This window comes from Amphritea sp. HPY, from assembly GCF_050870985.1.
GTDB lineage: Bacteria > Pseudomonadota > Gammaproteobacteria > Pseudomonadales > Balneatricaceae > Amphritea.
This window is the reverse complement of sequence record NZ_CP194015.1, coordinates 1,838,087-1,860,682: the sequence shown is the minus strand read 5'-3', so window position 1 is coordinate 1,860,682 and position 22,596 is coordinate 1,838,087. Positions and strand designations below refer to the sequence as shown.

The window sequence follows — 22,596 nt, the reverse complement described above, 5'->3', positions numbered from 1 at the left end:
GCTCTGTGACAATCAGGTGACGTTTTGGTTAAGGCTGTTGGGTGAGAAGCATTGCGTTGATGAGATAAGGGCGGAGACTCCGCCCTCAGTCGTCGTAAAATTCCCGCAGTTCGTGTTTTAATTCCTGCTGTTCCCGAAGCGCCTCAATACGGCGTCTTTTCTCAGCGTCACAGCAATACTTTTTCTCTTTTGCGTCCAGTTCTACATCGTTGCCGCTGTCGTCCCAGCTTTCTTCTAAGTCGATGGTCTCTTCTGGCGTCTTGGTTGCTTTATCGTCAGTCATGGCTTCGCTCTTCACATGTAAATAGGTTGGGAAAATGCTGCCGGATACTGTTGTGAATCCGTCAAATGCCAGCGTTTCACATGATCAAACCCGTGTGCCTCACAGGTTCGCGTCTAACCAGATTATGGGACAAGAAATGCAAAGGAGAAAATGAATAATTCTTATAGAAATGAGTAGTAATTATGAGAATTTTTTGAGCAAAAAGTCTGGCATATATTTTTATAAATGCTAGTGGCTCTGTCTTAGAAAGGTTCTGTCTTAGAGATGATTGGTTTTAGACAGACCTTGTCTTAGAAAAAATGTGCGATGAACTACAGTCGCTTTCTGATAGTACAAAAAAACGCCCGGAAGGGCGTTTAGTGGGTATATCAAAAGCATTTAGCTGAGTCGCTGCAGAGCTGCAATACGATCATCCAGTGGTGGATGTGATGCGAAAGCTGCCATAAATCCATTCTTCATGTGGCTGCTGATACCGAAAGCGGTCAGAGTGTCCGGCATCTGGTCGGGTACGTTGGATTCTGCCTTCAGGCGCTGAAGAGCACCAATCATAGCGTGGGGTGATGCGAATTTTGCACCGGCTTCATCAGCACGAAACTCCCTCTTGCGGCTGAACCAGGCAACAATAGTCGAAGCCAGAATACCAAGAACTATCTCCGCTACGATGGTTGTGATGAAGTAGCCAATACCATGGCCTTCCTCATTTTTAAGCACGACGCGGTCGACGAAGTGTCCGATGATACGGGCAAAGAACATGACAAAGGTGTTAACCACGCCCTGAATCAGCGCCAGTGTAATCATATCGCCATTGGCAACATGACCAATTTCATGGGCCAGTACTGCACGTATTTCTTCACGACGAAAGCGCTGTAACAGGCCAATACTGACTGCGACCAGCGCGCTGTTGCGGTTCCATCCGGTGGCAAAGGCGTTGGCTTGCTGCGCCGGGAAGATGCCAACCTCGGGCATACCGATACCCGCCTGATCAGCCAGCTCTTTTACCGTGTCGACTAACCACTGCTCATCAGCATTACGTGGTTGAGTGATGACTTCAGTTCGGGTGCCTTTTTTGGCCATGAACTTAGATAGCAGCAGTGAGACGAATGAGCCAATAAAGCCGAATACTGCACAAAATACCAGCAGGTTGCCGAGATCAAGGTCTACTCCGTTTGACTGCAGAATAGAACCTACACCCAGCAGGCTGAGTGTGACACTGGCGACCAGAATAATTGCCAGGTTGGTCATCAGGAAAAGCACAATGCGCATCATAGAATCAGAAGCTCTTTTAGTTAGGATGATGTTATAGATATAGGCAACAGGGAAAAGTTTCAAGGCAGACCAGGAAAAGTGCATAAGAAAAACTGGCCCGGGAAGTTATGGAGCACTATAATCGCGATTTTCGGGATATTCTTCCGGCGCGAACAGTGAGTTACCGTGTTATGCAGACAGTTTTAAAAGTCATTGCTGAGCAGCTGATTCTGGCTGATGGTGAAGTGCGACGATTGTTTCATGGTCGTGGGCGATGCTATCCGGGATTCGATCAGGTTATTATCGATCTGTTACCTCCGGTGGCCATCATCCGGTTGTTTGATGAGATTGAACCTGGTTATCTGGAACAGCTTGAGCAGTTCTTCCGTCAACTGGATGCTGACCTTCGTCCTAAAATAGTGCTGGTTCAACACCGTTACCGCCGGGAAGACGGTATAGAGGTGCTGTGGGATGAATTGGCTGGTGGCTTACCGGATCATATTGAAGTGCAGGAGCTTGGGCTCAAGTACCGGGTAAAGCCGTTGAAAAATCAAAACAGTGGCTTGTTTCTGGATATGCGTGAAGGGCGACGCTGGGTCAAGGATAATGCCGCAGGTAAGCGAGTGTTGAACTTGTTTGCCTATACCTGTGGTTTCTCAATCGCGGCCATTGCCGGCGGTGCTGAGAAAGTTGTAAATCTGGATATGAGTAAGGGGGCGCTGAATACCGGGCGGGAGAATCATCGTCTTAACCAGCACCCTATGCAGAAAGTCAGCTTTCTTGGCCACGACCTGTTTCGCTCCTGGGGCAAGTTGAAGCGGGAAGGGCCTTATGAGGTGGTAATTATTGATCCGCCTAGTTTTCAGCGTGGTAGTTTTGTTGCCAGCAATGATTACAAAAAGGTGTTACGTAAGTTACCTGACCTTACTGTGCCGGGTTCTCAGGTTCTGACTTGTTTGAATTCTCCTCAACTTGAGACGGATTTCCTACATCAATTAATGCAGGAATGCTGTCCAGAGTTTACATTTACAAAGCGGATCGATAATCCGGTTGATTTTCCTGATGCCGATCCTGAGCAAGCCCTGAAAGTATTGTTGTTTACCCGGACAGATGATGCGGTATCGGTAACACGCTAGTTGTGGGTTGAGTATTTATAAAGATGTATAAAAAGTTAGGTTAAGTAATGGAGTTAATCTGTCTCGATCTTGAGGCCAGTGGCCTTGGTCCCCTTTCTTATCCGGTCGAAGTCGCCTGGAAGAGTACCGCGGATAACCAGTCGGATAGCTTTCTTATCAACCCGGAGACTGCAAGTGACTGGAATTATTGGGATGACTTTGCCGAAGAGATGCATGGCATTTGCCGTACCGAGCTGGTACGTGACGGTATTGCGGTAACCGCTGCTTGTGAGCGGATGAACCAAGCCCTTAAAGGTAATGATGTGCTCAGTGATGCCCGGGAGTTTGATCATTTCTGGTTAACCCGCCTGTTTGACGAAGCCGGTGTTAAAATGGCCTTTCGTTTACAGGGGTTGGAGACGGTGCTGACCGGTGAAGAGTTGGTGCAATATCATTTTGTTTGTAAAACGCAGCTACGCCGGCATCGGGCGATGAAGGATGTTGAGCATATCTTACAGGCGATCAGTTACGTGAAGTTTTTTGACTAGCGCTCAGAGTATGATCTTCAATTAAAAAAGGCAGCCAGTGGCTGCCTTTGTCGTTCTGAGTCAGGTTGTGACTCAGGTTCTGCTTCTTGTTTAGGTTCAAAGGAGGCTGTCGAGTCCTGAATCGATCTGCATTGCAGTTTCGGTTTCGTCGATAACTTCTCTTGGCAATCCTGCGAATCCAGCCTCATCCCTCGGGAAGCGGGCAATAACCTCTTCAATGCTGCGCTCTTTGCGAATGCAGGCATTAATATAGCAAGCGATATTGACGACGGCGCTTAATGGGGTTGGATTTTCAGCTTCCAGAGGCCGCTTATGGTTCAGAACCGCTTCCCCTAAATCTGCAGGGAACTGCCAGTGTTGCAGCAGCGCCTGACCCGCTTGTGGGGTGGTGAAGTTGAGGCGTTCCATCTCTGCGGCGGATCGGCTGCAGTTACTTTCTTCGATCCGTTTCTGAATCGCTTCGGCCAGCTTGGGTTTTGCAATGTGCAGCAGTAAGCGACCAATGTTATGGATCAGGCCAACGGTGAAGGCGACATCAGGGTCAACTTTCTCGGTTTTCTCGGCATACCATTTGGCAAGGGTCGCGACCCTGAAAGATTCGGCCCAGAATTTTTTCAGGTCCAGTCCTTCGACTTCTTTTACAGAGCCTGCAATACCTGAGGCAATAACCATGGTTTTTAACTGCACCATACCCAGCATTACCACCGCTTCGTCAATGGAGGACACTTTTCGGCTGAGGCCAAAGTGGGCTGAGTTGACCAGTCGTAAAATCTTTAGCGACAGGGTCTGGTCTTTAGTAACTTTTTCGGCGATAGAGCCGTAATCGGCATTGGGGTTGTTTAACTGCTGGATTAGTTCCCGGACGACATCAGGCACATTCGGTAACTTAGCGGATTGTTGCAATAGTTCACTGACTTCCATAGCCACTCCTTAGACAATATCAGGCTATTCAACGGACCGCTGCCGAGTTGCTGCCGCGGTAATAAGTGATTAATAGATTCAGCCTAAGTCAATGACTTTGCAACAGAGTTTAAACTCAGTTTGGGGAGGTTGTGTGGCAGAAGAGTTGCGTGCGGCCTGCCGAATGCAGGCCGCACTGCAGAGAATATGTGCTTATTACAGGTTTAGAACCTGGTTTTCGATATGGGCGCGCAGCTCGTCGTACTGACCCATCTCTTCCGGCATGAAATAGAACTTGTAGTAATTACGCTCGACGATAGTACCTTTGGTATCACCGATACGTTCTTTAGTGCTGGAGTAGCGATAGGTCATCTGTAGGTGGATTACGCGAGTGTGCGGGGGCACAGAAATTTCGTGGTTCTCCAGGTCGTAACGGGTTTTAGTCTCTTTGATAGTGTAGAAGGAGATCTCTGCCGCCTGGCTCAGATTAAGCAGAAAGTTACTGGTAACCGGGATGATGTGGTTCTTTTCCATCCCGTTATGTTCCATATAGATGCCGCAATTCTTCTTGATCTTAATAAACATACTGATTCCGAGAAGTCGAGTTGTTGTGAGCTCTGGTCTGATTGAATGTTGCCAGAGTATATGTCTGTTTTATAACAAAAATATTACAGAGTATAGGCATGCTTTGGAAAATAAAAAAAGCGATCTCCATTTTACGATATGAGATCGCTTTGCTTTATTACTCTTGCGAGTATGTTTTCAGGAATGTGCCTATGCGTTCAATCGCATCGCAAAGTTCATCTTCCCTTGGTAGAAATACCAGGCGGAAATGTTGTGTGTCAGGCATATTGAAGCCGCTGCCCTGGACAATCAGAACTTTCTGTTGCAGTAACAGATCAAGGGCCATCTTTTCATCGTTTTTGATCGGATGAATGGACGGATCCAGCTTGGCAAACAGGTACATAGCGCCTTCTGGTTTGACGCAGGAAACGCCAGGTATTTCGTTCATCATTTTCCAGGCAATATCACGCTGATCGTAGAGTCTGCCGCCGGGTATGATCAGCTCATTGATGCTCTGATAACCGCCTAGTGCGGTTTGGATGGCATGCTGAGCAGGTACGTTGGCGCACAAGCGCATGCTAGAGAGCATGTCCAGGCCTTCGATGTAGTCGCGAGCATGATGCTTAGGTCCGCTGAGAACCATCCAGCCGGAGCGAAAGCCTGCCGCACGGTAAGCTTTAGACAGACCGTTGAAGGTGATACAGAACACTTCGTCGCTGAGAGAAGCCAGCGGAATGTGTTTTGCCTCATCGTAAGTGATCTTGTCGTAAATCTCATCGGCAAAGACGATAAGGCTGAATTCATGGGCAAGCTCCATGATCTGTTTCAGAACCGATTCAGGGTAGACCGCACCGGTCGGGTTATTTGGGTTGATTACCACGATACCTTTAGTACGTTCGGTAATTTTACTGCGAATATCATCAATATTCGGAGCCCAGTCATGCTCCTCGTCGCATAGGTAATGCACCGGATTACCGCCTGACAGGCTGGCTGCTGCTGTCCAGAGAGGGTAGTCGGGTGCCGGGATCAATAGCTCATCATTGTCATTGAGCAGACCCTGGGTTGCCATAACGATCAGTTCGCTAACACCGTTGCCCAGATAGATGTCCTCGATTGCGATATTGCTGATGCCTTTTTTCTGGCATTCCTGCATCACCGCTTTACGTGCGGAGAAGAGGCCTTTGGAGTCACAGTAACCCTGCGCTGTAGGCAGGTTGTAGATGACATCCTGAACGATCTCTTCCGGGGCTTCAAAGCCAAATGGGGCGGGGTTACCGATGTTCAGTTTGATGATTCTCTGTCCCTCTTCTTCAAGCCGTTTGGCTTCCTGAAGAACGGGTCCGCGGATGTCATAACAGACATTGATCAGCTTGTTCGATTTTCTTATAACTGACATGGTAATTAACCCTGTAGAGCTGTCCTGTAATGGAATATGATTCAGTATCAATATTCAGATATTTGATCGGTAATTTTTTCTGTTATAACAAGCCTTTACCCGTTGTAATAACAAATCTTTACCAGAGGTTGGCAATAATACGCTCTTTCCCAGCCAAAAACAGTATCAGTCGGGCAGAATAGAGCGGTAAATCAGCACCGGTGGACGCTATGACAAATTATAAGAAACAAAAGAGTGATCAGGAGTGGCAGCAGCAACTAACCCCTGATGAATATTATGTATGTCGTCAGAAGGGGACCGAGCGACCGCACAGCGGACAATATGATCAGCACTTTGATAATGGTGTGTATCACTGTACTTGCTGTGGCGAGGCTCTGTTTGGTTCTGAATCAAAGTTTGATGCCGGTTGTGGCTGGCCCAGCTTTGATGCGCCTTTGCAGAGTGACAACATTGCTGAGAACCGGGATAGCAGCCACGGTATGATCCGCACAGAAGTAGTCTGTAATAGTTGTGGTGCGCATCTTGGACATGTGTTTCCCGATGGCCCGACAGCAACCGGGCAACGTTATTGTATTAATTCCGTCGCATTGGGTTTTTCAACTCCGGAGGAGTAAGCAGTGAAATCATTTAAGTGGCTTTATGAGCATGTCAGCGCGCATAAGTCTGGTGAAGATATTGAAGCGTTGTTGCCTCAGATCAGAACGGCCGATGAGATACGTATGATCAGTGATGACAGGCTGTTATCAGAGATGTCGCGACGGGTTTTCCGGGCCGGGTTGAAGCACTCTGTGGTCGATGGCAAGTGGCCCGCTTTTGAGCTGGCGTTCTGGGGGTTTGATCCGCATAAAGTTGCATTGATGAGCGATGAGCAGTTAGAAAACCTGATGCAGAATGAAGCTATTATTCGTCACTGGGGGAAGATTAAATCCGTGCGGGCTAATGCGCTCATGGTGACTGAGTTTGCGGCGCAATATGGTAGTTTTGCCAATCTGATAGCGGACTGGCCGGAGCAAGAGATAACCGAGCTTTGGGCGCTGCTTAAAAAACAAGGTCAGCAGCTGGGAGGTCGCTCTGGCGCATATTTTCTTCGTCAGGCGGGCAAAGATACTTTTTTGCTGACCGATGATGTGGTTGCTGCGCTTAAGGCGCAAGGCATTATTGATAAGGCGCCAACTGCGAAAAGGGATCTGAAAAAGGTACAGGATGCATTTAATCAGTGGCAGCAGGAGTCAGGCCGACCGATGGCCCACATCAGCCGATTGCTATCTTATACTGTCGGTTGGTAATAAAAGCTTGGTAATAAAAGCCTGGTAATAAAAAGCTTGGTGGGAGTAGTGTGACAATACACCGTTTGTTAATAGGTTGGTTTAGCTAGCCTGGGGGCAGGAGGCCCGGTGCAATAATTGTGATGACACCGGGCTTTGGAACGCAGAAATAGACTTAGTTTTTAAGAAAGCTGATCAGTTTCGGGTCATTAAAGGCTCTGCCTATGCTGAGTGTTATGACTTCATTGACCATCTGTTCGTTATCTTGCAGTGAAGGAGTGGTCGCATACTGATACTGTTTATCAGTAGTGTAGCTACCGCTGAATGTTTCATTAAACTGCTCGGCATTGATCTGGATTGTGACGCTAAGATCGACTGTCTGAAGGGCTTTTTGAGTGGCGGTGTAACTTAGCTCCTCAAGTTTTACTGTTATTTTTGCGGTTCCGTTGTCAGCTGCCGGAGTGGCACCGAGTTTTACCAGGGCGACTTTAGCGGCTTCTGAAAGAGCCTTTGTCGCTGGCAGTGGCAGGTTAACCTCTGCCCGGTCACTCAGACGGCTGATGCGGAAACCGATAAGTGAGGAGCTACGCATATCCTGGCTTTCCACCTCAATCTGTTGTGAGTCGGAGAGTTTGTGCTGCGGACTGATTGCAGGATGAATCGATGTCAGATTAATCTGATGTGGTTGAAATGTACTGCAGCCGCCCAGTAATAGCAGGCTAGCGATTAAAATTAGAGTGTTTCTGTTCATCCTGTTATTCCTTCCTTTGGTTAGGCTCTTTTATTATGACTACTCGTCAATGGGCATTGCTGTCAGGTCAGCAATAAACTCGGATAAAGAATCAGCCAGTTTACGCTGGGGTAGTTTGCCAGGTTGTTCCAGCCAAACCTCGCCGGTTTCATTATCGATGCTCAGGAACTGATCACCATCTGGTTCAGTGCAGGCAAAGAATAGTGTAGGCCGGTGCTTGAGCTTCTGCTTGTTGAGCAAATGTCCTATCAGGTTGCTCCGCAGGCGTTCACAGTCGGCTTCATTCCATACAAAGAGTAGACTAAGGTCTCCTTCAGAGCAGCTGGCTGGCAGTGGGTCTGACCAGTAGCGACTGTACCATAGCTGGATATCCTGATGGATTTCATAGCCAAGTGCTTCTTCCAGACGTTCAAACATCTGTTCCGTATGTTGCGTTTGCCGTACGGGTTGCCATGCAACAAGGCCTTTGTCGTTTGGTTCGCCCTGATAGCAGTCTGAAGGCCATTCGCTATCAAACTCAGTCTGCGGCAGGCGGTGTTTGTGCTGCTGCTGGACTGCCATCGATTGCGAAATAAAGTTATCCAGTAATTGCTTCAGGTGTTGGGTCATTGATGGTTCCGGCAATATAAGTGACATGGCAAGGTGGTTAATATGAGACTAGTTTATCTGCACAGTTGAAGAAATAGAAACTATGCGCCGATGAAAATAGCTTTATCTTCCTTAGTTAAAAGATATTAAAAGCTAATAGATGTTCTTTGTCTGCTGGTTGGTAACACATATGTGCGTTATCTGAGAGTAAGCGCATCGGCGGAATTATCACTGCACTGGAAGTACAGGTTTACAGGCAGAGCACGCTGGTATTTCAAGGGAGTTGAGATAGATTTGTGTTGAGTTGATTGCAGAGTGTCATGATTGCGCTTGCTGCGTCACTGGGCAGTCTGATGTAAGCCAGGGTGAGTGACCTGAGATGTTGAAATTAATTTGAGATAAACGTTTGACGTAACAAGTAAAATCCTTATAATTCGGCACTCGATTTAGGGGGCGTGTAGCTCAGTTGGGAGAGCGTCGCCCTTACAAGGCGAATGTCGGGAGTTCGAGCCTCTCCACGCCCACCAAGTCGAAACGGTGGTTCACTAGCTGAATTACTTGGCTTTCTTTCTTAATGAAGAGGGTCGCAGGGTTGAAGCCTGTACTGGTTTGGAGTGGTAGTTCAGTTGGTTAGAATACCTGCCTGTCACGCAGGGGGTCGCGGGTTCGAGTCCCGTCCATTCCGCCACTATTTTAGATGAAAGGTTAGAATACCTGTCTGTCATCTATCAAGGTAACGGTTCACGGCGAAAGTCAGTCCGTTCCACACTTTCTTTTCGAAGTGCTGAAAAGATCGTACAAAAGCCATCTGCTTAGTGGGCGTGTAGCTCAGTTGGGAGAGCGTCGCCCTTACAAGGCGAATGTCGGGAGTTCGAGCCTCTCCACGCCCACCACTAAGCTTTACTACTGTAGTTTGGTAGTTGTTGGTTCGATTGCTGGCTGTCACTTATGTGGCGATGGTGGTCGCGGGTTAGAGTCCCGTAATATGCGGAGTGGTAGTTCAGTTGGTTAGAATACCTGCCTGTCACGCAGGGGGTCGCGGGTTCGAGTCCCGTCCATTCCGCCACTATTTTAGATGAAAGGTTAGAATACCTGCCTGTCATCTATCAAGGTAACGGTTCACGGCGAAAGCCAGTCCGTTCCGCCACTTTCTTTTCGAAGTGCTGAAAAGATCGTACAAAAGCCATCTGCTTAGTGGGCGTGTAGCTCAGTTGGGAGAGCGTCGCCCTTACAAGGCGAATGTCGGGAGTTCGAGCCTCTCCACGCCCACCACTAAGCTTTACTACTGTAGTTTGGTAGTTGTTGGTTCGATTGCTGGCTGTCACTTATGTGGCGATGGTGGTCGCGGGTTAGAGTCCCGTAATATGCGGAGTGGTAGTTCAGTTGGTTAGAATACCTGCCTGTCACGCAGGGGGTCGCGGGTTCGAGTCCCGTCCATTCCGCCACTATTTTAGATGAAAGGTTAGAATACCTGCCTGTCATCTATCAAGGTAACGGTTCGCGGCGAAAGTCAGTCCGTTCCGCCACTTTCTTTTCGAAGTGCTGAAAAGATCGTACAAAAGCCATATGCTTAGTGGGCGTGTAGCTCAGTTGGGAGAGCGTCGCCCTTACAAGGCGAATGTCGGGAGTTCGAGCCTCTCCACGCCCACCACTAAGTTTTGAAGTGAAAACTTCAGCCACTGCGGAGTGGTAGTTCAGTTGGTTAGAATACCTGCCTGTCACGCAGGGGGTCGCGGGTTCGAGTCCCGTCCATTCCGCCACTATTTTAGATGAAAGGTTAGAATACCTGCCTGTCATCTATCAAGGTAACGGTTCACGGCGAAAGTCAGTCCGTTCCGCCACTTTCTTTTCGAAGTGCTGAAAAGATCGTACAAAGGCCGTCTGCTTAGTGGGCGTGTAGCTCAGTTGGGAGAGCGTCGCCCTTACAAGGCGAATGTCGGGAGTTCGAGCCTCTCCACGCCCACCACTAAGTTTTGAAGTGAAAACTTCAGCCGCTGCGGAGTGGTGTTTATTGGTATGATTGCTGGCTGTCACATATGTGGCGATGGTGGTCGCGGGTTCGAGTCCTGTACTCTTGAGGCGAAAGCTTCAACCACTGCGGAGTGGTAGTTCAGTTGGTTAGAATACCTGCCTGTCACGCAGGGGGTCGCGGGTTCGAGTCCCGTCCATTCCGCCACTATTTTAGATGAAAGGTTAGAATACCTGCCTGTCATCTATCAAGGTAACGGTTCACGGCGAAAGCCAGTCCGTTCCGCCACTTTCTTTTCGAAGTGCTGAAAAGATCGTACAAAAGCCATCTGCTTAGTGGGCGTGTAGCTCAGTTGGGAGAGCGTCGCCCTTACAAGGCGAATGTCGGGAGTTCGAGCCTCTCCACGCCCACCACTAAGCTTTACTACTGTAGTTTGGTAGTTGTTGGTTCGATTGCTGGCTGTCACTTATGTGGCGATGGTGGTCGCGGGTTAGAGTCCCGTAATATGCGGAGTGGTAGTTCAGTTGGTTAGAATACCTGCCTGTCACGCAGGGGGTCGCGGGTTCGAGTCCCGTCCATTCCGCCACTATTTTAGATGAAAGGTTAGAATACCTGCCTGTCATCTATCAAGGTAACGGTTCACGGCGAAAGTCAGTCCGTTCCGCCACTTTCTTTTCGAAGTGCTGAAAAGATCGTACAAAGGCCGTCTGCTTAGTGGGCGTGTAGCTCAGTTGGGAGAGCGTCGCCCTTACAAGGCGAATGTCGGGAGTTCGAGCCTCTCCACGCCCACCACTAAGCTTTGAAGTGAAAACTTCAGCCACTGCGAAGTGGTGTTTATTGGTATGATTGCTGGCTGTCACATATGTGGCGATGGTGGTCGCGGGTTCGAGTCCCGTAATATCGAAGCGAAAGCTTCAACCGCTGCGGAGTGGTAGTTCAGTTGGTTAGAATACCTGCCTGTCACGCAGGGGGTCGCGGGTTCGAGTCCCGTCCATTCCGCCACCTCCCTTTCTGGTTATCGAATTCCTTCGTTAGAATCTATTGCGCTATCTTGATTAGCGAACGCTAATTTTAACTGCATATTTGCTTGTGCTTTGTGTATCAGGCATTTTCCTGGTCTGATGTGCTCCTCTGGAAGTAGCTGCACTCATATTGGGTAATCAATGTGCTTCAAGGTGGTGTCGCTTTAAGCCGCTTATGTTATTAATAGCGGCCTTTATAGAATCCCCGTACTTGTTTTAAAAAACTGTATCAGGCTGAGCCTGGTTCGCTGATGTTTCTATATTCATAGCCATACGCAGGATTAACTTATGACCATCTCTATTGAACAATCGGCTTTAACATCGATCTGTCCAGATCCGGTTATCGCTGTGGATGATGCAGGCATTGTCACCTTGTTTAATCCAGCTGCGGAGAAGTTGTTAGGTTATAGTGCGGCAGAAGTGGTAGGTGAATTGCACATCGCCGTGGTCTATCCGGATGAGTCTGTCGCCAGGGAAATTGTCCGTCTCATGATTTCCGATAGTAGTGGTGGGTTTGGGCGGCTTGAAGGCTATGAAACCTTTATTCAAACACGGAGTGGTGAGCAGGTGCCGATCAGGTTGTCGGCATCATTGATTGGGGGTAGGGGAGATCGACGCGGCAGCATTGGTTTTTTTCATGATATGTCCCAGCAGAAGTTACTCGAGGCTAATCTGAAAAAGCTGTCGATTACCGATGATTTGAGTGGGCTCTTCAATCAGCGGTATTTCTTTAGTCAGGTGGCTCGCGAAATGGGCCGGGCGAAGCGCTATGGTGCTGAGTTGGGGTTGATCTGTATCGATCTTGATGGCTTTAAGCAGGCTAATGACCGGATGGGGCATCTGGAGGGTGATCAGATTATTCGTGCATTAGGTGCTTTGTTTAATGATGGCTTGCGGGAGTCTGATCAGGCATTTCGCTACGGTGGTGATGAATTCATGTTGCTGCTGCCTAATACCAGTAGGGAGCATGCGCTGCAGCTGGCAGATCGGCTTCAGCGGATGTTTAATGGATCTTGTGTTTATTCGCCCGATTTTGAACATGATAGCGGGGTTGTTGTTTCACTGAGTGTCGGTGTCAGTACCAGTGTTGGTGGTGAGCCGGTTGATTATTTTGTGCAGCGGGCAGATATGGCGATGTATCAGGCAAAGCAGGCTGGCGGCAATTGTGTCAGGTTCTTTCAGCAGGATCGAAAGGCTGAGCCGGTTTGACTGGGCGGGATGTGAAATTACATTTCGCAATCGTCGCTATATTCATGGTCGTCATCATATTCTTCTGTGTTTTCAAGTAGTTCTTCCAGATAATCTTCCATTTTTCTCTCGCTTAAATAGTCTCGTTTTTATGTCCTGGATGCATCATACTTCTGTTTTGTTACTGATTTATGAATTAAGCATCAACCGGGTAATGCAAAATGAAGTCCGATGTAGTTATTAGTCGATTAAACTTGCCTGGTTTCCAGGAGCGTGGTGTCCAGCTGGATTTGCTGCGCCTTGACCTTACCCATCCTCAGATCAGCGGTAATAAATGGTTTAAACTCAAATATAACCTTCACCGGGCAAAGGAGAAAGGCTGTTCTGTGTTGCTGAGTTTTGGTGGCGCCTGGTCCAATCATATCCATGCCCTCGCGTTTGCCGGAAAGGAGGCGGGGATCACTACGGTGGGAGTTATTCGCGGTGAGGAGCCCGAAAATTATTCGCAGACTCTACGGGATGCCCGGCGTTGGGGGATGAAATTACACTTTGTCAGTCGGCAGCAATATCGAGAAAAGAATGATCCGGTATTTCTGGAGCAGTTAGCAGAGATCTACGGCAACTATCAGCTCATCCCGGAAGGGGGGAGTAATGCGCTTGCTGTGCAGGGTTGTCGGGAGATTGTTGCACAGATTGAGCGATTGGGCGGTCATTTCGACAAGATCATCTGTGCCTGCGGCACTGGCGGTACGCTTGCAGGTCTGATTGCTGCGCGCCCGGAGCATACGGAAATTGTCGGAGTGCCGGTGCTGAAGGGGGCTGATTTTCTTTACTCAGATATTCGCTCCTTGTTGCAGCAGGCAGGCGTTGTCGATCCGGGCCAGTGGCGTTTAATTATGGATAGTCACGAGGGTGGCTACGCTAAGGTTTCTCCGCAACTGGCTGATTGTATGGATCGCTTTGTCAGGTTTGCTGGTATTGAGCTGGAGCCGGTATATACCGGTAAAGTTATGCTGGCGCTGGAGCGCATGCTGACACGAGGAGAGTTGCCAGCTGGTAGCCGGGTGCTAATGATTCACAGTGGTGGGATGCAGGGTTTACGGGGTATGCGGGATCTGCTGAGAAAGCAGCTAAACCTTCATGATTCCGGTTATAATGTTTAAAAACATGTGCATAGGCGGTATTGGAGCTTGAATGGATAGTTTTCGCAACATTGGTTTGATCGGGCGTTTAGGCAGTACCAAGGTTATCGATACCCTGAAGCATCTTATTCGGTTTCTGGATGAGCGGGGGTTAACGCCGATATTAGATGAGCGTATCGCTTCCGTGATGCCGGGTCACAGTCAGCAAACCAGCAGTACTAAGATGATGGGGGAGATTTGTGATCTGGTTATTGTTGTGGGTGGTGATGGTAGTCTGCTCGGCGCGGCGCGTAATCTGGCCCAGTCAAATGTGCCGGTGCTCGGCGTTAACCGTGGCAATCTTGGCTTTCTGACTGATATTTCCCCGGCGGAGATAGAAGACAAGGTTGGTGAAGTTCTCAATGGTCAGTATACCGTTGATCGACGCTTTCTGATCGATGTGGTGGTTAAGCGTAAGGGTGAGCCGATAGGAGAGTCCACCGGGCTCAATGACTGTGTACTGCACCCGGGCAAATCAGCACGGATGATCCAGTTTGAACTCTATATTGAGGGGCAGTTTGTTTACACCCAGCGTTCTGATGGCCTGATCGTAGCGACCCCTACCGGCTCAACGGCTTACGCACTGTCCGGCGGTGGTCCTATCATGCATCCGCGTCTGGATGCCTTAGTGTTAGTGCCGATGTTTCCACACACTTTGTCCAGTCGTCCTATCGTGGTTGATGGCAACAGCGAGCTAAAGCTGGTTATCAGTGATAATAATGAAACCTACCCGACCGTCAGTTGTGACGGGCAGAAGCATATTAATTGCGCCCCGGGCGATACTATTACTATTCATAAGAAGCCGCATAAGTTGAAGTTACTGCATCCGCTTAGCCATAATTTCTATCAGACCTGTCGTGAAAAGCTGGGCTGGGGAACAAAGCTGGGGGGCTGATATGGCAGAGCGCTTCGAGGGATATGATCTGATCGGTGATGTGCATGGTTGTGCGTTGTCGCTGATTTTGCTTTTGCAAAAACTGGGTTACAGCAAAAAAGGCGGCGTTTATTGGCACTCTAAGCGTCAGGCCGTTTTTTTAGGTGACATAGTCGATCGTGGTCCCCGTATTCGTGAGTCGCTGCATATCGTCCGGGATATGGTTGAGGCTGGTGCTGCGCAGATTGTGATGGGAAATCATGAGTTTAATTATCTTTCATACCTCACGCCGGGCCGACCGGGCTCAGGAATGGAGTATTTGAGAACCCATAACCCTCGTCACCTGAGAATCCTGAATGAAACGCTCGAACAGTTTGCTAACTACCCGCGTGAACGGCAGGAGTTTCTCGACTGGATACTGGAAATGCCATTGTTTCTGGAGCATGAGCGGTTTCGGGTGGTGCATGCATGCTGGTCGCAGGCACATATCGATCACCTGGTTGAACAGGTGGGTGGTAATTGTATAAATGATGACTACCTGCATCGCTCTGCCATTGAGGGTACTCCGGAATGGGAGTCGATGGACCGCTTGCTGCGTGGTACCCATCTGCGGCTGCCAAATGGCGAAGCGATGGTCAGTAAGGATGGTTTTAAACGGCGTTTTTTCAGGACAAAATTCTGGGCCGAAAACCCGCAGCATTATGTTGATGTGGTATTTCAGCCAGACCCGCTACCTGAGCATGTAGCGCGCCGGCCGTTGAGGGAGCAGGATTATGCTGATCTATTGCATTATGGGCGTGAAGAGCCGCTTTTGTTTGTCGGTCATTACTGGTGTGAAGGGGAGCCTGAGCCGGTCGCTGATAATATCGCGTGCCTTGATTACAGTGCCGTCAAGTTTGGTAAGTTAGTCGCCTATCGGCTAGATCAGGAAGTCAAAATTGATCCGTCGAAGTTTGTCTGGGTTGATGTGTTGAAAGAGATCCGCGGTGAGGCCTGAGGGAATATATGATTGAAGTACTTCGGGTTGGCTTAGACGAGGATCTGTCCGGGTTTACAGCAATACTCTGGCAGCACAAGATTCCCCATCGGGTGCTTGAGCAGGATGGTTCTCAGCTTCTGCTGGTGCCGCGAAATGTTAATGCTGAGCAGATATCTCATCTGTTTGATTTGTGGCAACAGGGGGCTGATCTTTCAGGTCTGCAGGTTAGTCGGGCGGGTGCAGGAAATCGTCTGGCAATATGGCGCAGTAAGCTGTCCATTTTGCTTATAGTATCTAGTGCATTGATTACTTTGCTGGTCTCGCAAGGACAGAATCTCGAACTGATGCGTTGGTTTACTATCGTTGATTTTCAGGTTCGTGGTGAGCAGATCTATTATCCTTCATTAATGACAACGATTACTGATGGCCAGTTGTGGCGTTTGTTTACTCCCGCATTTATGCATTTCAACCTGCCTCATATTCTGTTCAATCTGCTTTGGGTCTGGGTGGTTGGTCGGAGAATTGAGTTATTGCTTGGCCTGCCTTCGTTGTTATTGATTTTTATGTTTTCGGCGTTGAGTTCAAATCTGGCTCAGTTCTGGGTTAGCGGGCCGATGTTTGGTGGTATGTCGGGCGTAGTTTTTGCGTTGCTGGGATTTGCCTGGCTTTGGGATCGCCGTAACCCGCAGCAAAAAATTGGTTTGCCGCCCGCTTTAATGGGTTTTATGTTGTTCTGGTTAGTGTTGGGCTTTACCGGTTTCCTTGAAGGAGTGGGGTTGGGAGCAATTGCTAATACAGCGCATCTTATCGGCTTGCTCAGCGGCTTGGTGCTGGTTTTTCCGCTGACTATTTTTAGAAAAAACCACTAGTATCTGTCGGGCAGTACTTTAGCCAATGTGGTAGCATTACCGGCTTTCAGACGGAGGATACAGAATGACCTTTGAAAAAATGATTGCCGCAATGACCCCTGATGTATATCAGAGCCTAAAACAGGCGGTTGAGCTGGGAAAATGGCCAAACGGTGAGCGTCTGAGTCAGGATCAGAAAGAGACCTGTCTGCGCGCAGTAATCGCCTACGATAGTGCAAAGCTGCCCGAGGAGGAGCGAACCGGCTTTATCGGTCGTACCAAGAAAGACGGTAGTTTACATGGCGATGATCCGCTTGAACCCAAGGTTCTTAAAATTCTGAATGAAAACTGATGCAAGTTATAGCGCAAGGTAACCTGTCAAAGATGCCCGCACAGCTGGGTGATGAAGTTAGCTATCAGCTGTCATTGGGTGAAAATCGTATTGAACTGAATCAGTATCTGGGCAGGCCTGTCAGGCTCAGCTACCTGGGTGAGATCAACTGTTGCCATTGTGGCCGTAAAACCAAGAAGAGTTTTGCACAGGGTTATTGCTACCCTTGTTTTGCCAAGCTACCGCAATGTGATCGCTGCATTATGAGTCCTGAGAAATGTCATTTTCATCTCGGTACCTGTCGCGATCCACAGTGGGGTGAGCAGTTCTGTTTTCAGAGCCATTATATTTATCTGGCAAATTCATCCGGCGTGAAAGTTGGTATAACCCGGGGGACTCAGGTGCCTACCCGCTGGATTGATCAGGGGGCGATTCAGGCGTTACCTATTCTTAAAGTTGATAGCCGTTATCAATCGGGCCTGATTGAACGGATATTCGCTGAGCATGTTTCCGATAAGACGAACTGGCGTGCGATGCTTAAAGGGCAGGTTGATCCGTTAGACTTGTTGGCGGAACGGGACCGTTTATTTGAGCTGTGTCATGAAGACCTGACGGCTGTTGAGCAAGAGTTCGGTATACAGGCTATTCAGCGGCAGCCTGATGCAGAAGTGACTAGTATTCACTATCCGGTACTTAATTATCCGCACAAAGTATCTACCCATAATCTGGATAAGACACCAGTGGTCGAGGGTGTGCTGCAAGGCATAAAAGGCCAGTATCTTATTCTGGATACCGGCGTTATCAATATTCGCAAATTTGGTTCCTATCAGGTGGAATTTAGCGCCGGATAGGCGATCATATATTTATCGATCAGTATCTAAGGATGTTTCAATGTCCCAGTCAGAGACGACCCAGCCAGGCGTAATCTATCTTAGCGATTATCAGGTGCCCGCTTATCTGTTAGAGAAAACATCTCTGCGTTTTGAGCTTGAAGAGAGCCAGGCGATGGTGCGTGCTACGCTACAGTTCCGGTTAAATCCTGAATCTGCAGAACAGAATCCATCGTTACGACTGGACGGCCATGAGTCACTGGATCTGCAGCGTATATCTATCGATGGCGAGGTTCTGACTGAGCAGGATTACCAACGTCAGGGCGAGCAGCTGGTTATTACACGAGTGCCTGAAGCATTCAGTTTTGAGTGTGTTACCCGTATTGAACCGCAAAATAATACCGCGCTTGAGGGCTTGTATAAGTCGGACGGTATGTTCTGTACCCAGTGTGAAGCAGAGGGTTTTCGTCGAATTACCTTTTATCCGGATCGCCCCGATGTAATGTCAGTATTTGATACCACAATTGTGGCCGACAAGTCGGCTTATCCGGTATTGCTCGCTAACGGTAATCTGGTTGATTGTGGTGAGGAAGATGATACCCGTCACTGGGTTCGCTGGGATGATCCATTCCCGAAACCTGCTTATCTGTTTGCTCTGGTTGCCGGCGACCTGCAGCATATCGAAGATAGTTATACCACCTTGTCCGGGCGGCAGGTTGAGCTGAAGATCTTTGCTGAAACTAAAGATCTGGATAAGCTGGACTACGCAATGTTGTCGCTTAAGCGGTCGATGCAGTGGGATGAGCAGGTCTATGGCCGGGAATATGATCTCGACATCTTTATGGTGGTAGCGGTCGATTTCTTCAATATGGGCGCGATGGAGAACAAGGGTCTCAATATCTTTAATACCTCCTGCGTTCTGGCCCACCCTGAGACGACGGTCGATGCCGGTTTTCAGCGGGTAGAAGGGGTCGTTGGCCACGAGTACTTCCACAACTGGTCAGGAAACCGGGTAACCTGTCGGGATTGGTTCCAGCTCAGCCTGAAAGAGGGCTTTACCGTGTTCCGGGATGCTGAATTCTCAGCGGATATGAACTCCCGTACGGTGAAGCGGATTGAGGACGTGACCCTGCTGCGAACCGTTCAGTTTGCTGAAGACGCAGGTCCCATGGCGCACCCTATACGGCCGGCTTCGTTTATTGAAATATCAAACTTCTATACCCTGACAGTGTATGAAAAAGGTGCAGAGGTTGTACGCATGATTCATACATTGCTGGGGACAGAAGGGTTCCGCAAAGGCTCCGATCTGTACTTTGAACGGCATGATGGTCAGGCGGTGACAACCGATGATTTTGTACAGGCGATGGAAGATGCCAGTGGCTTTGATCTGAGCCAGTTCCGGCGCTGGTATAGCCAGGGGGGGACCCCCAGGGTTAAGGCGAGCTCGGAATACGATGCTGCGGCCCGTCGCTTTACGCTGACCCTGGAGCAGAGCTGTCCGGCAACCCCTGAAGCGGAAGAGAAACTACCGTTCCAAATTCCCGTAGCTGTTGGCTTACTGACGCCTGAAGGGGCGGATGTCACGCTGGCTGAAGGTGCTGCAACGCAGGTGTTGAACCTGACTCAAGAACGCCAGCAGTTCGTCTTTGAAAATATTGATGAGCGGCCAGTGCCTTCCCTGCTGCGTGGTTTTTCTGCACCGGTTAAGCTTGAGTATCCCTATAGTGCTGAGCAACTGGTGTTCCTTATGCAGAATGATTCCGATGGTTTTAACCAGTGGGATGCAGCGCAACAGCTGGCTGTACAGCTGATGCAGCAGCTTATTGAGGATTATAGTGCGGGCTCAGAGTTGCAGTTGAATCCTGCCTTAGTCGAGGCCTATCGTACAGTTCTGACCAACTCTGAGCTGGATAGGGCCATGGTTAGTAAGATCCTGACGCTGCCTTCTGAAGCTTATCTCAGCGAGCTGGCGGAGGTTATAGATGTTGAAGCGATACACTGCGTGCGTCAGTTTGTCCGCAAAACCCTGGCGAACCGTTTACAGCAAGAGTTTCTTCAGGTTTATACTGCTAATCAGACGAATGAAGCCTATAGCCCCGATGCAGCGTCGATAGCCCGTCGTAGTCTGGCAAACCTGAGTCTGGCTTACCTTATGGCGACCGGTCAGCAGGATGCTCTGGAGCTGGCAAAGCAGCAATTTGAGCAGGCGGATAATATGACTGACAGTCAGGCTGCTCTGAGCCTGGTTGTGCATTCAGAGTTTGAAGCTGAGGCTGAATCGATGCTTGAGCAGTTCTACCAGCGTTGGCAGGACGAATCTCTGGTAGTGAATCAATGGTTAGCGGTGCAGGCAACTGATCCAAAGCCGGGCGCTCTGGCAAGGGTTGAAAAGCTTCAGCAGCACCCAGCATATGATGCGCGTAATCCGAATAAATTGCGCTCCCTGGTCGCCACGTTCTGTGGCCAGAACAGTATCAACTTTCACTGCGAAGACGGTTCCGGGTATCGCTTTCTGGCGGACCAGATTATTCTTTTGAATAAGCAGAATCCACAAATCGCATCCCGTCTCTTGACGCCATTGACCCGGTGGAAGCGTTTCGAGCCTTCTCGTCAGCAGATGATGCGCCATGAGTTGGAAAGGATTTCGGCTAGCGGAGATCTGTCGAAGGATGTTTATGAGGTGTTAAGTAAAAGTCTGGCATAGTCCGGGCTTGGCCTGAAAGGGTTGAAGGTATAAGGTATAAATTCGAATGTTTAGGCCTGCTGCTGTGTATACCGCTGACTAAATAATGAGCTGGCCAGATAATGACAATGGAAGGAAAGACAATGGAAAGAACAATCTCTGCTCAGGATAGATTTGAAGTGCAGCAAAACTACCGCCGGTATCTGAAGTATCAGGATCAGTATGAAACGGCATTTGATCGGTTGAAGACCTCTAAAGCCAGTCGAGTCTGGTTGGCGGCTTTGGTTGCTTTATTGTTTAGCTTCGCGTCTGAGTTTTTTCTGGGGGCTGCTGCAGCGCTTTTCGGTCTCTATTTCTACCGTATAGCGAAAAGCTGGTATGACAGTTTTCAGGTCGATGAGGGACGTGAAGAGGTGTTACGCTGGTTCTCAGGTAAAGGGCTTAAATTTGAAGGCCGTATTCTCTATTTTCGTGATGATCAGATGCTTGAATCTCCGCTCGATCCGTTTGCTGAAGAGATTTACAACTGATCAGAATATGAAACTGATAGAGGTGTAGCGATGAGGCGTGAATACCGGGGGGTTAGTCGGCGGGCCAAGAGTCTGTTGTTAAGGCCGGAAGGTGTTGATGTTGATTTTAAACGCGAGATCAACGGCATCAAGAGTCGTGATCTGGTTTCATTTGCTAATTCTTCTATTGGTGGCACAATTCTGGTCGGGGTTGATGAATATACCAGTGCAGATGGTTTGCAGCGCGGAAAAGTTGTTGGCTGTGGAGTGGATGATACTGCCAGGCTGAGCCTTATTAATAAGGCTACTGACTGCTATCCGATCGTTGAGATAGAGCTGGTCGTTGAAAATATTGCCCGAAAACCATTTTTTCGTATCGAAATCGCCCCAGGGTCTAAGCGCCCTTACTGCACTCAGCGTGGCGAATATGCTATTCGTGCCGATGCCCGTTCCAGGGCACTTTATCCTGAAGAATTGCTGGCTATGTTTATGGACCGTGAAGGGGAGTTGTTTGTATCCCGTTTCCGGGATGCTGTGCATCAGTTGGAACACCGTCTAGGCTTAATGGATCACGCCTTTGGTGATGGTATGTTACAGCTGACCAGTCATGTGGAAGAGTTAGATTGTCAGGTTCGGCGTACTTTAAACCGGGTTGACCAGATGACTGACAGTGCTAAGAAACGTTCCCGTAATATGTTACAGGCACTGCGAGACTCCCAGGAAAGTATTTCCGGCTTGGAGGCGATTCTAATCGCCAATAACGGTAATCCTTCTGGCCGCCTTGACCTGCTGCGGGATATTCAGGAGCGGCTGAGTCTGCTGACTGAAAATCTTGATCAGACGGAGTCGGTATCAATATCGGAAGCTGAAACTGGCTCTCGAACCTGAATATGCGTATAGCTTTTTTGAATGCGGGCTGCTGGATCTTTGATCTCGATGGAACCCTGACTCAGCCGGTGCATGATTTTGAGTATATTCGCCGTCAGCTTGGCTTTGCTTCAGGGGCAGATATTCTGGCAACTATTGCCCGGCAATCTGATGATGTCAGGGCTGATCTGCAATACAGGCTGGATGAGCTGGAGTTGTTTTACGCAAGCAAGGCGAAAGCATCTGACGGGGCATTGAGCTTACTGCGAAAGCTGGCTGAGAAGGACTGTCGTCTTGGTATTCTGACCCGGAATAAAAAAGAGATCGCAATTAGCTCGCTGCAGGCGATAGGTGCTGCTGAGTTTTTTCCTGCCAATGCTGTTATTGGTCGGGATCAGGCGGCTGCGAAACCGAATCCTCAGGGGATTAATATTTTGTTAGGCAGATGGCAGGCCAGGGCCGATGATGCGGTAATGCTGGGTGATTTTCGTTATGATCTGGAAGTTGGTCGGGCTGCGGGTGTTGCCACCATTCACGTCGATAGCAGGCCAGGCCTGGAATGGCCTGAATTAACAGACCTTAAAGTTTCATCTCTGGATCAATTGTTACACCTGATTGTTTAACGCCCTATGGATAAATAACTCCGGATCATTGATTGAT

The 22,596-nt window shown here is 49.0% G+C and carries 22 protein-coding genes and 14 tRNA genes; 29 read left to right on the top strand and 7 right to left on the bottom strand.

What is annotated here, in order from left to right; translation table 11 throughout:
• Positions 1 to 85 precede the first annotated feature (85 nt).
• Positions 86 to 283 carry a hypothetical protein gene (locus tag ACQUQM_RS08465; protein WP_432474034.1) on the bottom strand — a complete coding sequence of 66 codons (198 nt, stop codon included), beginning with the start codon at positions 281 to 283 and terminating at the stop codon, positions 86 to 88.
• Positions 284 to 661: 378 nt separating this feature from the next.
• Positions 662 to 1,549, bottom strand: a complete 888-nt coding sequence (gene htpX, locus ACQUQM_RS08460; protein WP_432474033.1) for a protease HtpX — start codon at positions 1,547 to 1,549, stop codon at positions 662 to 664.
• 170 nt (positions 1,550 to 1,719) lie between these two features.
• Between htpX and ACQUQM_RS08455 the strand changes: the two genes are divergently transcribed.
• Positions 1,720 to 2,664: a class I SAM-dependent methyltransferase gene (locus ACQUQM_RS08455; RefSeq protein ID WP_432474032.1), complete on the top strand. Its 945-nt coding sequence runs from the start codon at positions 1,720 to 1,722 to the stop codon at positions 2,662 to 2,664.
• Positions 2,665 to 2,711: 47 nt separating this feature from the next.
• Positions 2,712 to 3,191, top strand: a complete 480-nt coding sequence (locus ACQUQM_RS08450; RefSeq protein ID WP_432474031.1) for a hypothetical protein — start codon at positions 2,712 to 2,714, stop codon at positions 3,189 to 3,191.
• 96 nt (positions 3,192 to 3,287) lie between these two features.
• Here ACQUQM_RS08450 and ACQUQM_RS08445 read toward each other — a convergent pair whose 3' ends face one another.
• The 3 genes from ACQUQM_RS08445 to ACQUQM_RS08435 form a co-directional block, all read right to left on the bottom strand.
• Positions 3,288 to 4,112, bottom strand: a complete 825-nt coding sequence (locus ACQUQM_RS08445; protein ID WP_432474030.1) for an HDOD domain-containing protein — start codon at positions 4,110 to 4,112, stop codon at positions 3,288 to 3,290.
• 195 nt (positions 4,113 to 4,307) lie between these two features.
• Positions 4,308 to 4,676 (bottom strand): hypothetical protein, encoded by a 369-nt coding sequence (locus tag ACQUQM_RS08440; RefSeq protein WP_432474029.1) that lies wholly within the window; start codon positions 4,674 to 4,676, stop codon positions 4,308 to 4,310.
• Positions 4,677 to 4,833: 157 nt separating this feature from the next.
• Complete coding sequence (locus ACQUQM_RS08435) at positions 4,834 to 6,051, bottom strand: pyridoxal phosphate-dependent aminotransferase (protein ID WP_432474028.1); 1,218 nt, start codon at positions 6,049 to 6,051, stop codon at positions 4,834 to 4,836.
• A 209-nt stretch (positions 6,052 to 6,260) separates the two neighbouring features.
• Here ACQUQM_RS08435 and msrB point away from each other — a divergent pair, with 209 nt between their 5' ends.
• Both msrB and ACQUQM_RS08425 read left to right on the top strand, forming a co-directional pair.
• Positions 6,261 to 6,665, top strand: a complete 405-nt coding sequence (msrB, locus tag ACQUQM_RS08430; protein WP_432474027.1) for a peptide-methionine (R)-S-oxide reductase MsrB — start codon at positions 6,261 to 6,263, stop codon at positions 6,663 to 6,665.
• A gap of 3 nt (positions 6,666 to 6,668) precedes the next feature.
• The gene (locus ACQUQM_RS08425) at positions 6,669 to 7,337 is read left to right on the top strand and encodes a DNA-3-methyladenine glycosylase I (RefSeq protein ID WP_432474026.1); all 669 of its coding nucleotides are present in this window, start codon (positions 6,669 to 6,671) and stop codon (positions 7,335 to 7,337) included.
• 154 nt (positions 7,338 to 7,491) lie between these two features.
• Here the strand turns inward: ACQUQM_RS08425 and ACQUQM_RS08420 are convergent, their stop codons facing one another.
• On the bottom strand, positions 7,492 to 8,067 hold the full coding sequence (locus tag ACQUQM_RS08420) for a YajG family lipoprotein (protein ID WP_432474025.1): 576 nt from the start codon (positions 8,065 to 8,067) through the stop codon (positions 7,492 to 7,494).
• Between the two features lie 39 nt (positions 8,068 to 8,106).
• Positions 8,107 to 8,676 carry a SecY-interacting protein gene (gene syd, locus ACQUQM_RS08415; protein WP_432474024.1) on the bottom strand — a complete coding sequence of 190 codons (570 nt, stop codon included), beginning with the start codon at positions 8,674 to 8,676 and terminating at the stop codon, positions 8,107 to 8,109.
• A 430-nt stretch (positions 8,677 to 9,106) separates the two neighbouring features.
• Here syd and ACQUQM_RS08410 point away from each other — a divergent pair.
• The 25 genes from ACQUQM_RS08410 to ACQUQM_RS08290 all read left to right on the top strand — a co-directional run bounded on the left by ACQUQM_RS08410 (position 9,107) and on the right by ACQUQM_RS08290 (position 22,559).
• Positions 9,107 to 9,182 (top strand) — tRNA-Val (locus tag ACQUQM_RS08410).
• A gap of 84 nt (positions 9,183 to 9,266) precedes the next feature.
• A tRNA-Asp gene (locus tag ACQUQM_RS08405) sits at positions 9,267 to 9,343 on the top strand.
• Positions 9,344 to 9,472: 129 nt separating this feature from the next.
• Positions 9,473 to 9,548: transfer RNA gene (locus tag ACQUQM_RS08400), tRNA-Val, on the top strand.
• A gap of 96 nt (positions 9,549 to 9,644) precedes the next feature.
• A tRNA-Asp gene (locus ACQUQM_RS08395) sits at positions 9,645 to 9,721 on the top strand.
• A gap of 130 nt (positions 9,722 to 9,851) precedes the next feature.
• Positions 9,852 to 9,927, top strand: a tRNA-Val gene (locus tag ACQUQM_RS08390).
• A 96-nt stretch (positions 9,928 to 10,023) separates the two neighbouring features.
• Positions 10,024 to 10,100: transfer RNA gene (locus ACQUQM_RS08385), tRNA-Asp, on the top strand.
• A 130-nt stretch (positions 10,101 to 10,230) separates the two neighbouring features.
• Positions 10,231 to 10,306: transfer RNA gene (locus ACQUQM_RS08380), tRNA-Val, on the top strand.
• 32 nt (positions 10,307 to 10,338) lie between these two features.
• Positions 10,339 to 10,415, top strand: a tRNA-Asp gene (locus ACQUQM_RS08375).
• Positions 10,416 to 10,545: 130 nt separating this feature from the next.
• Positions 10,546 to 10,621: transfer RNA gene (locus ACQUQM_RS08370), tRNA-Val, on the top strand.
• Positions 10,622 to 10,754: 133 nt separating this feature from the next.
• Positions 10,755 to 10,831, top strand: a tRNA-Asp gene (locus ACQUQM_RS08365).
• Positions 10,832 to 10,961: 130 nt separating this feature from the next.
• Positions 10,962 to 11,037 (top strand) — tRNA-Val (locus ACQUQM_RS08360).
• A 96-nt stretch (positions 11,038 to 11,133) separates the two neighbouring features.
• A tRNA-Asp gene (locus ACQUQM_RS08355) sits at positions 11,134 to 11,210 on the top strand.
• Positions 11,211 to 11,340: 130 nt separating this feature from the next.
• A tRNA-Val gene (locus ACQUQM_RS08350) sits at positions 11,341 to 11,416 on the top strand.
• A 133-nt stretch (positions 11,417 to 11,549) separates the two neighbouring features.
• A tRNA-Asp gene (locus tag ACQUQM_RS08345) sits at positions 11,550 to 11,626 on the top strand.
• 308 nt (positions 11,627 to 11,934) lie between these two features.
• Positions 11,935 to 12,855: a sensor domain-containing diguanylate cyclase gene (locus ACQUQM_RS08340; RefSeq protein WP_432474023.1), complete on the top strand. Its 921-nt coding sequence runs from the start codon at positions 11,935 to 11,937 to the stop codon at positions 12,853 to 12,855.
• A 200-nt stretch (positions 12,856 to 13,055) separates the two neighbouring features.
• Positions 13,056 to 13,997 carry a 1-aminocyclopropane-1-carboxylate deaminase/D-cysteine desulfhydrase gene (locus ACQUQM_RS08335; protein WP_432474022.1) on the top strand — a complete coding sequence of 314 codons (942 nt, stop codon included), beginning with the start codon at positions 13,056 to 13,058 and terminating at the stop codon, positions 13,995 to 13,997.
• A 31-nt stretch (positions 13,998 to 14,028) separates the two neighbouring features.
• Positions 14,029 to 14,910 (top strand): NAD(+) kinase, encoded by an 882-nt coding sequence (locus ACQUQM_RS08330; RefSeq protein WP_432474021.1) that lies wholly within the window; start codon positions 14,029 to 14,031, stop codon positions 14,908 to 14,910.
• Between the two features lies 1 nt (position 14,911).
• Complete coding sequence (locus ACQUQM_RS08325) at positions 14,912 to 15,886, top strand: metallophosphoesterase (RefSeq protein ID WP_432474020.1); 975 nt, start codon at positions 14,912 to 14,914, stop codon at positions 15,884 to 15,886.
• An 8-nt stretch (positions 15,887 to 15,894) separates the two neighbouring features.
• On the top strand, positions 15,895 to 16,737 hold the full coding sequence (locus tag ACQUQM_RS08320) for a rhomboid family intramembrane serine protease (RefSeq protein ID WP_432474019.1): 843 nt from the start codon (positions 15,895 to 15,897) through the stop codon (positions 16,735 to 16,737).
• Positions 16,738 to 16,801: 64 nt separating this feature from the next.
• The gene (locus ACQUQM_RS08315) at positions 16,802 to 17,068 is read left to right on the top strand and encodes a YeaC family protein (protein ID WP_432474018.1); all 267 of its coding nucleotides are present in this window, start codon (positions 16,802 to 16,804) and stop codon (positions 17,066 to 17,068) included.
• Entirely contained in the window at positions 17,068 to 17,898 is an 831-nt protein-coding gene (locus ACQUQM_RS08310; RefSeq protein ID WP_432474017.1) for a DUF2797 domain-containing protein, read from the top strand. Before ACQUQM_RS08315 ends, ACQUQM_RS08310 begins: the two co-directional genes overlap by 1 nt.
• A gap of 40 nt (positions 17,899 to 17,938) precedes the next feature.
• The gene (gene pepN, locus ACQUQM_RS08305) at positions 17,939 to 20,581 is read left to right on the top strand and encodes an aminopeptidase N (protein WP_432474016.1); all 2,643 of its coding nucleotides are present in this window, start codon (positions 17,939 to 17,941) and stop codon (positions 20,579 to 20,581) included.
• A gap of 122 nt (positions 20,582 to 20,703) precedes the next feature.
• Positions 20,704 to 21,090 (top strand): hypothetical protein, encoded by a 387-nt coding sequence (locus tag ACQUQM_RS08300; RefSeq protein ID WP_432474015.1) that lies wholly within the window; start codon positions 20,704 to 20,706, stop codon positions 21,088 to 21,090.
• A gap of 30 nt (positions 21,091 to 21,120) precedes the next feature.
• Positions 21,121 to 21,957, top strand: a complete 837-nt coding sequence (locus ACQUQM_RS08295) for an AlbA family DNA-binding domain-containing protein (protein WP_432474014.1) — start codon at positions 21,121 to 21,123, stop codon at positions 21,955 to 21,957.
• 2 nt (positions 21,958 to 21,959) lie between these two features.
• Positions 21,960 to 22,559 (top strand): HAD family hydrolase, encoded by a 600-nt coding sequence (locus ACQUQM_RS08290; protein WP_432474013.1) that lies wholly within the window; start codon positions 21,960 to 21,962, stop codon positions 22,557 to 22,559.
• Positions 22,560 to 22,596: the final 37 nt, after the last annotated feature.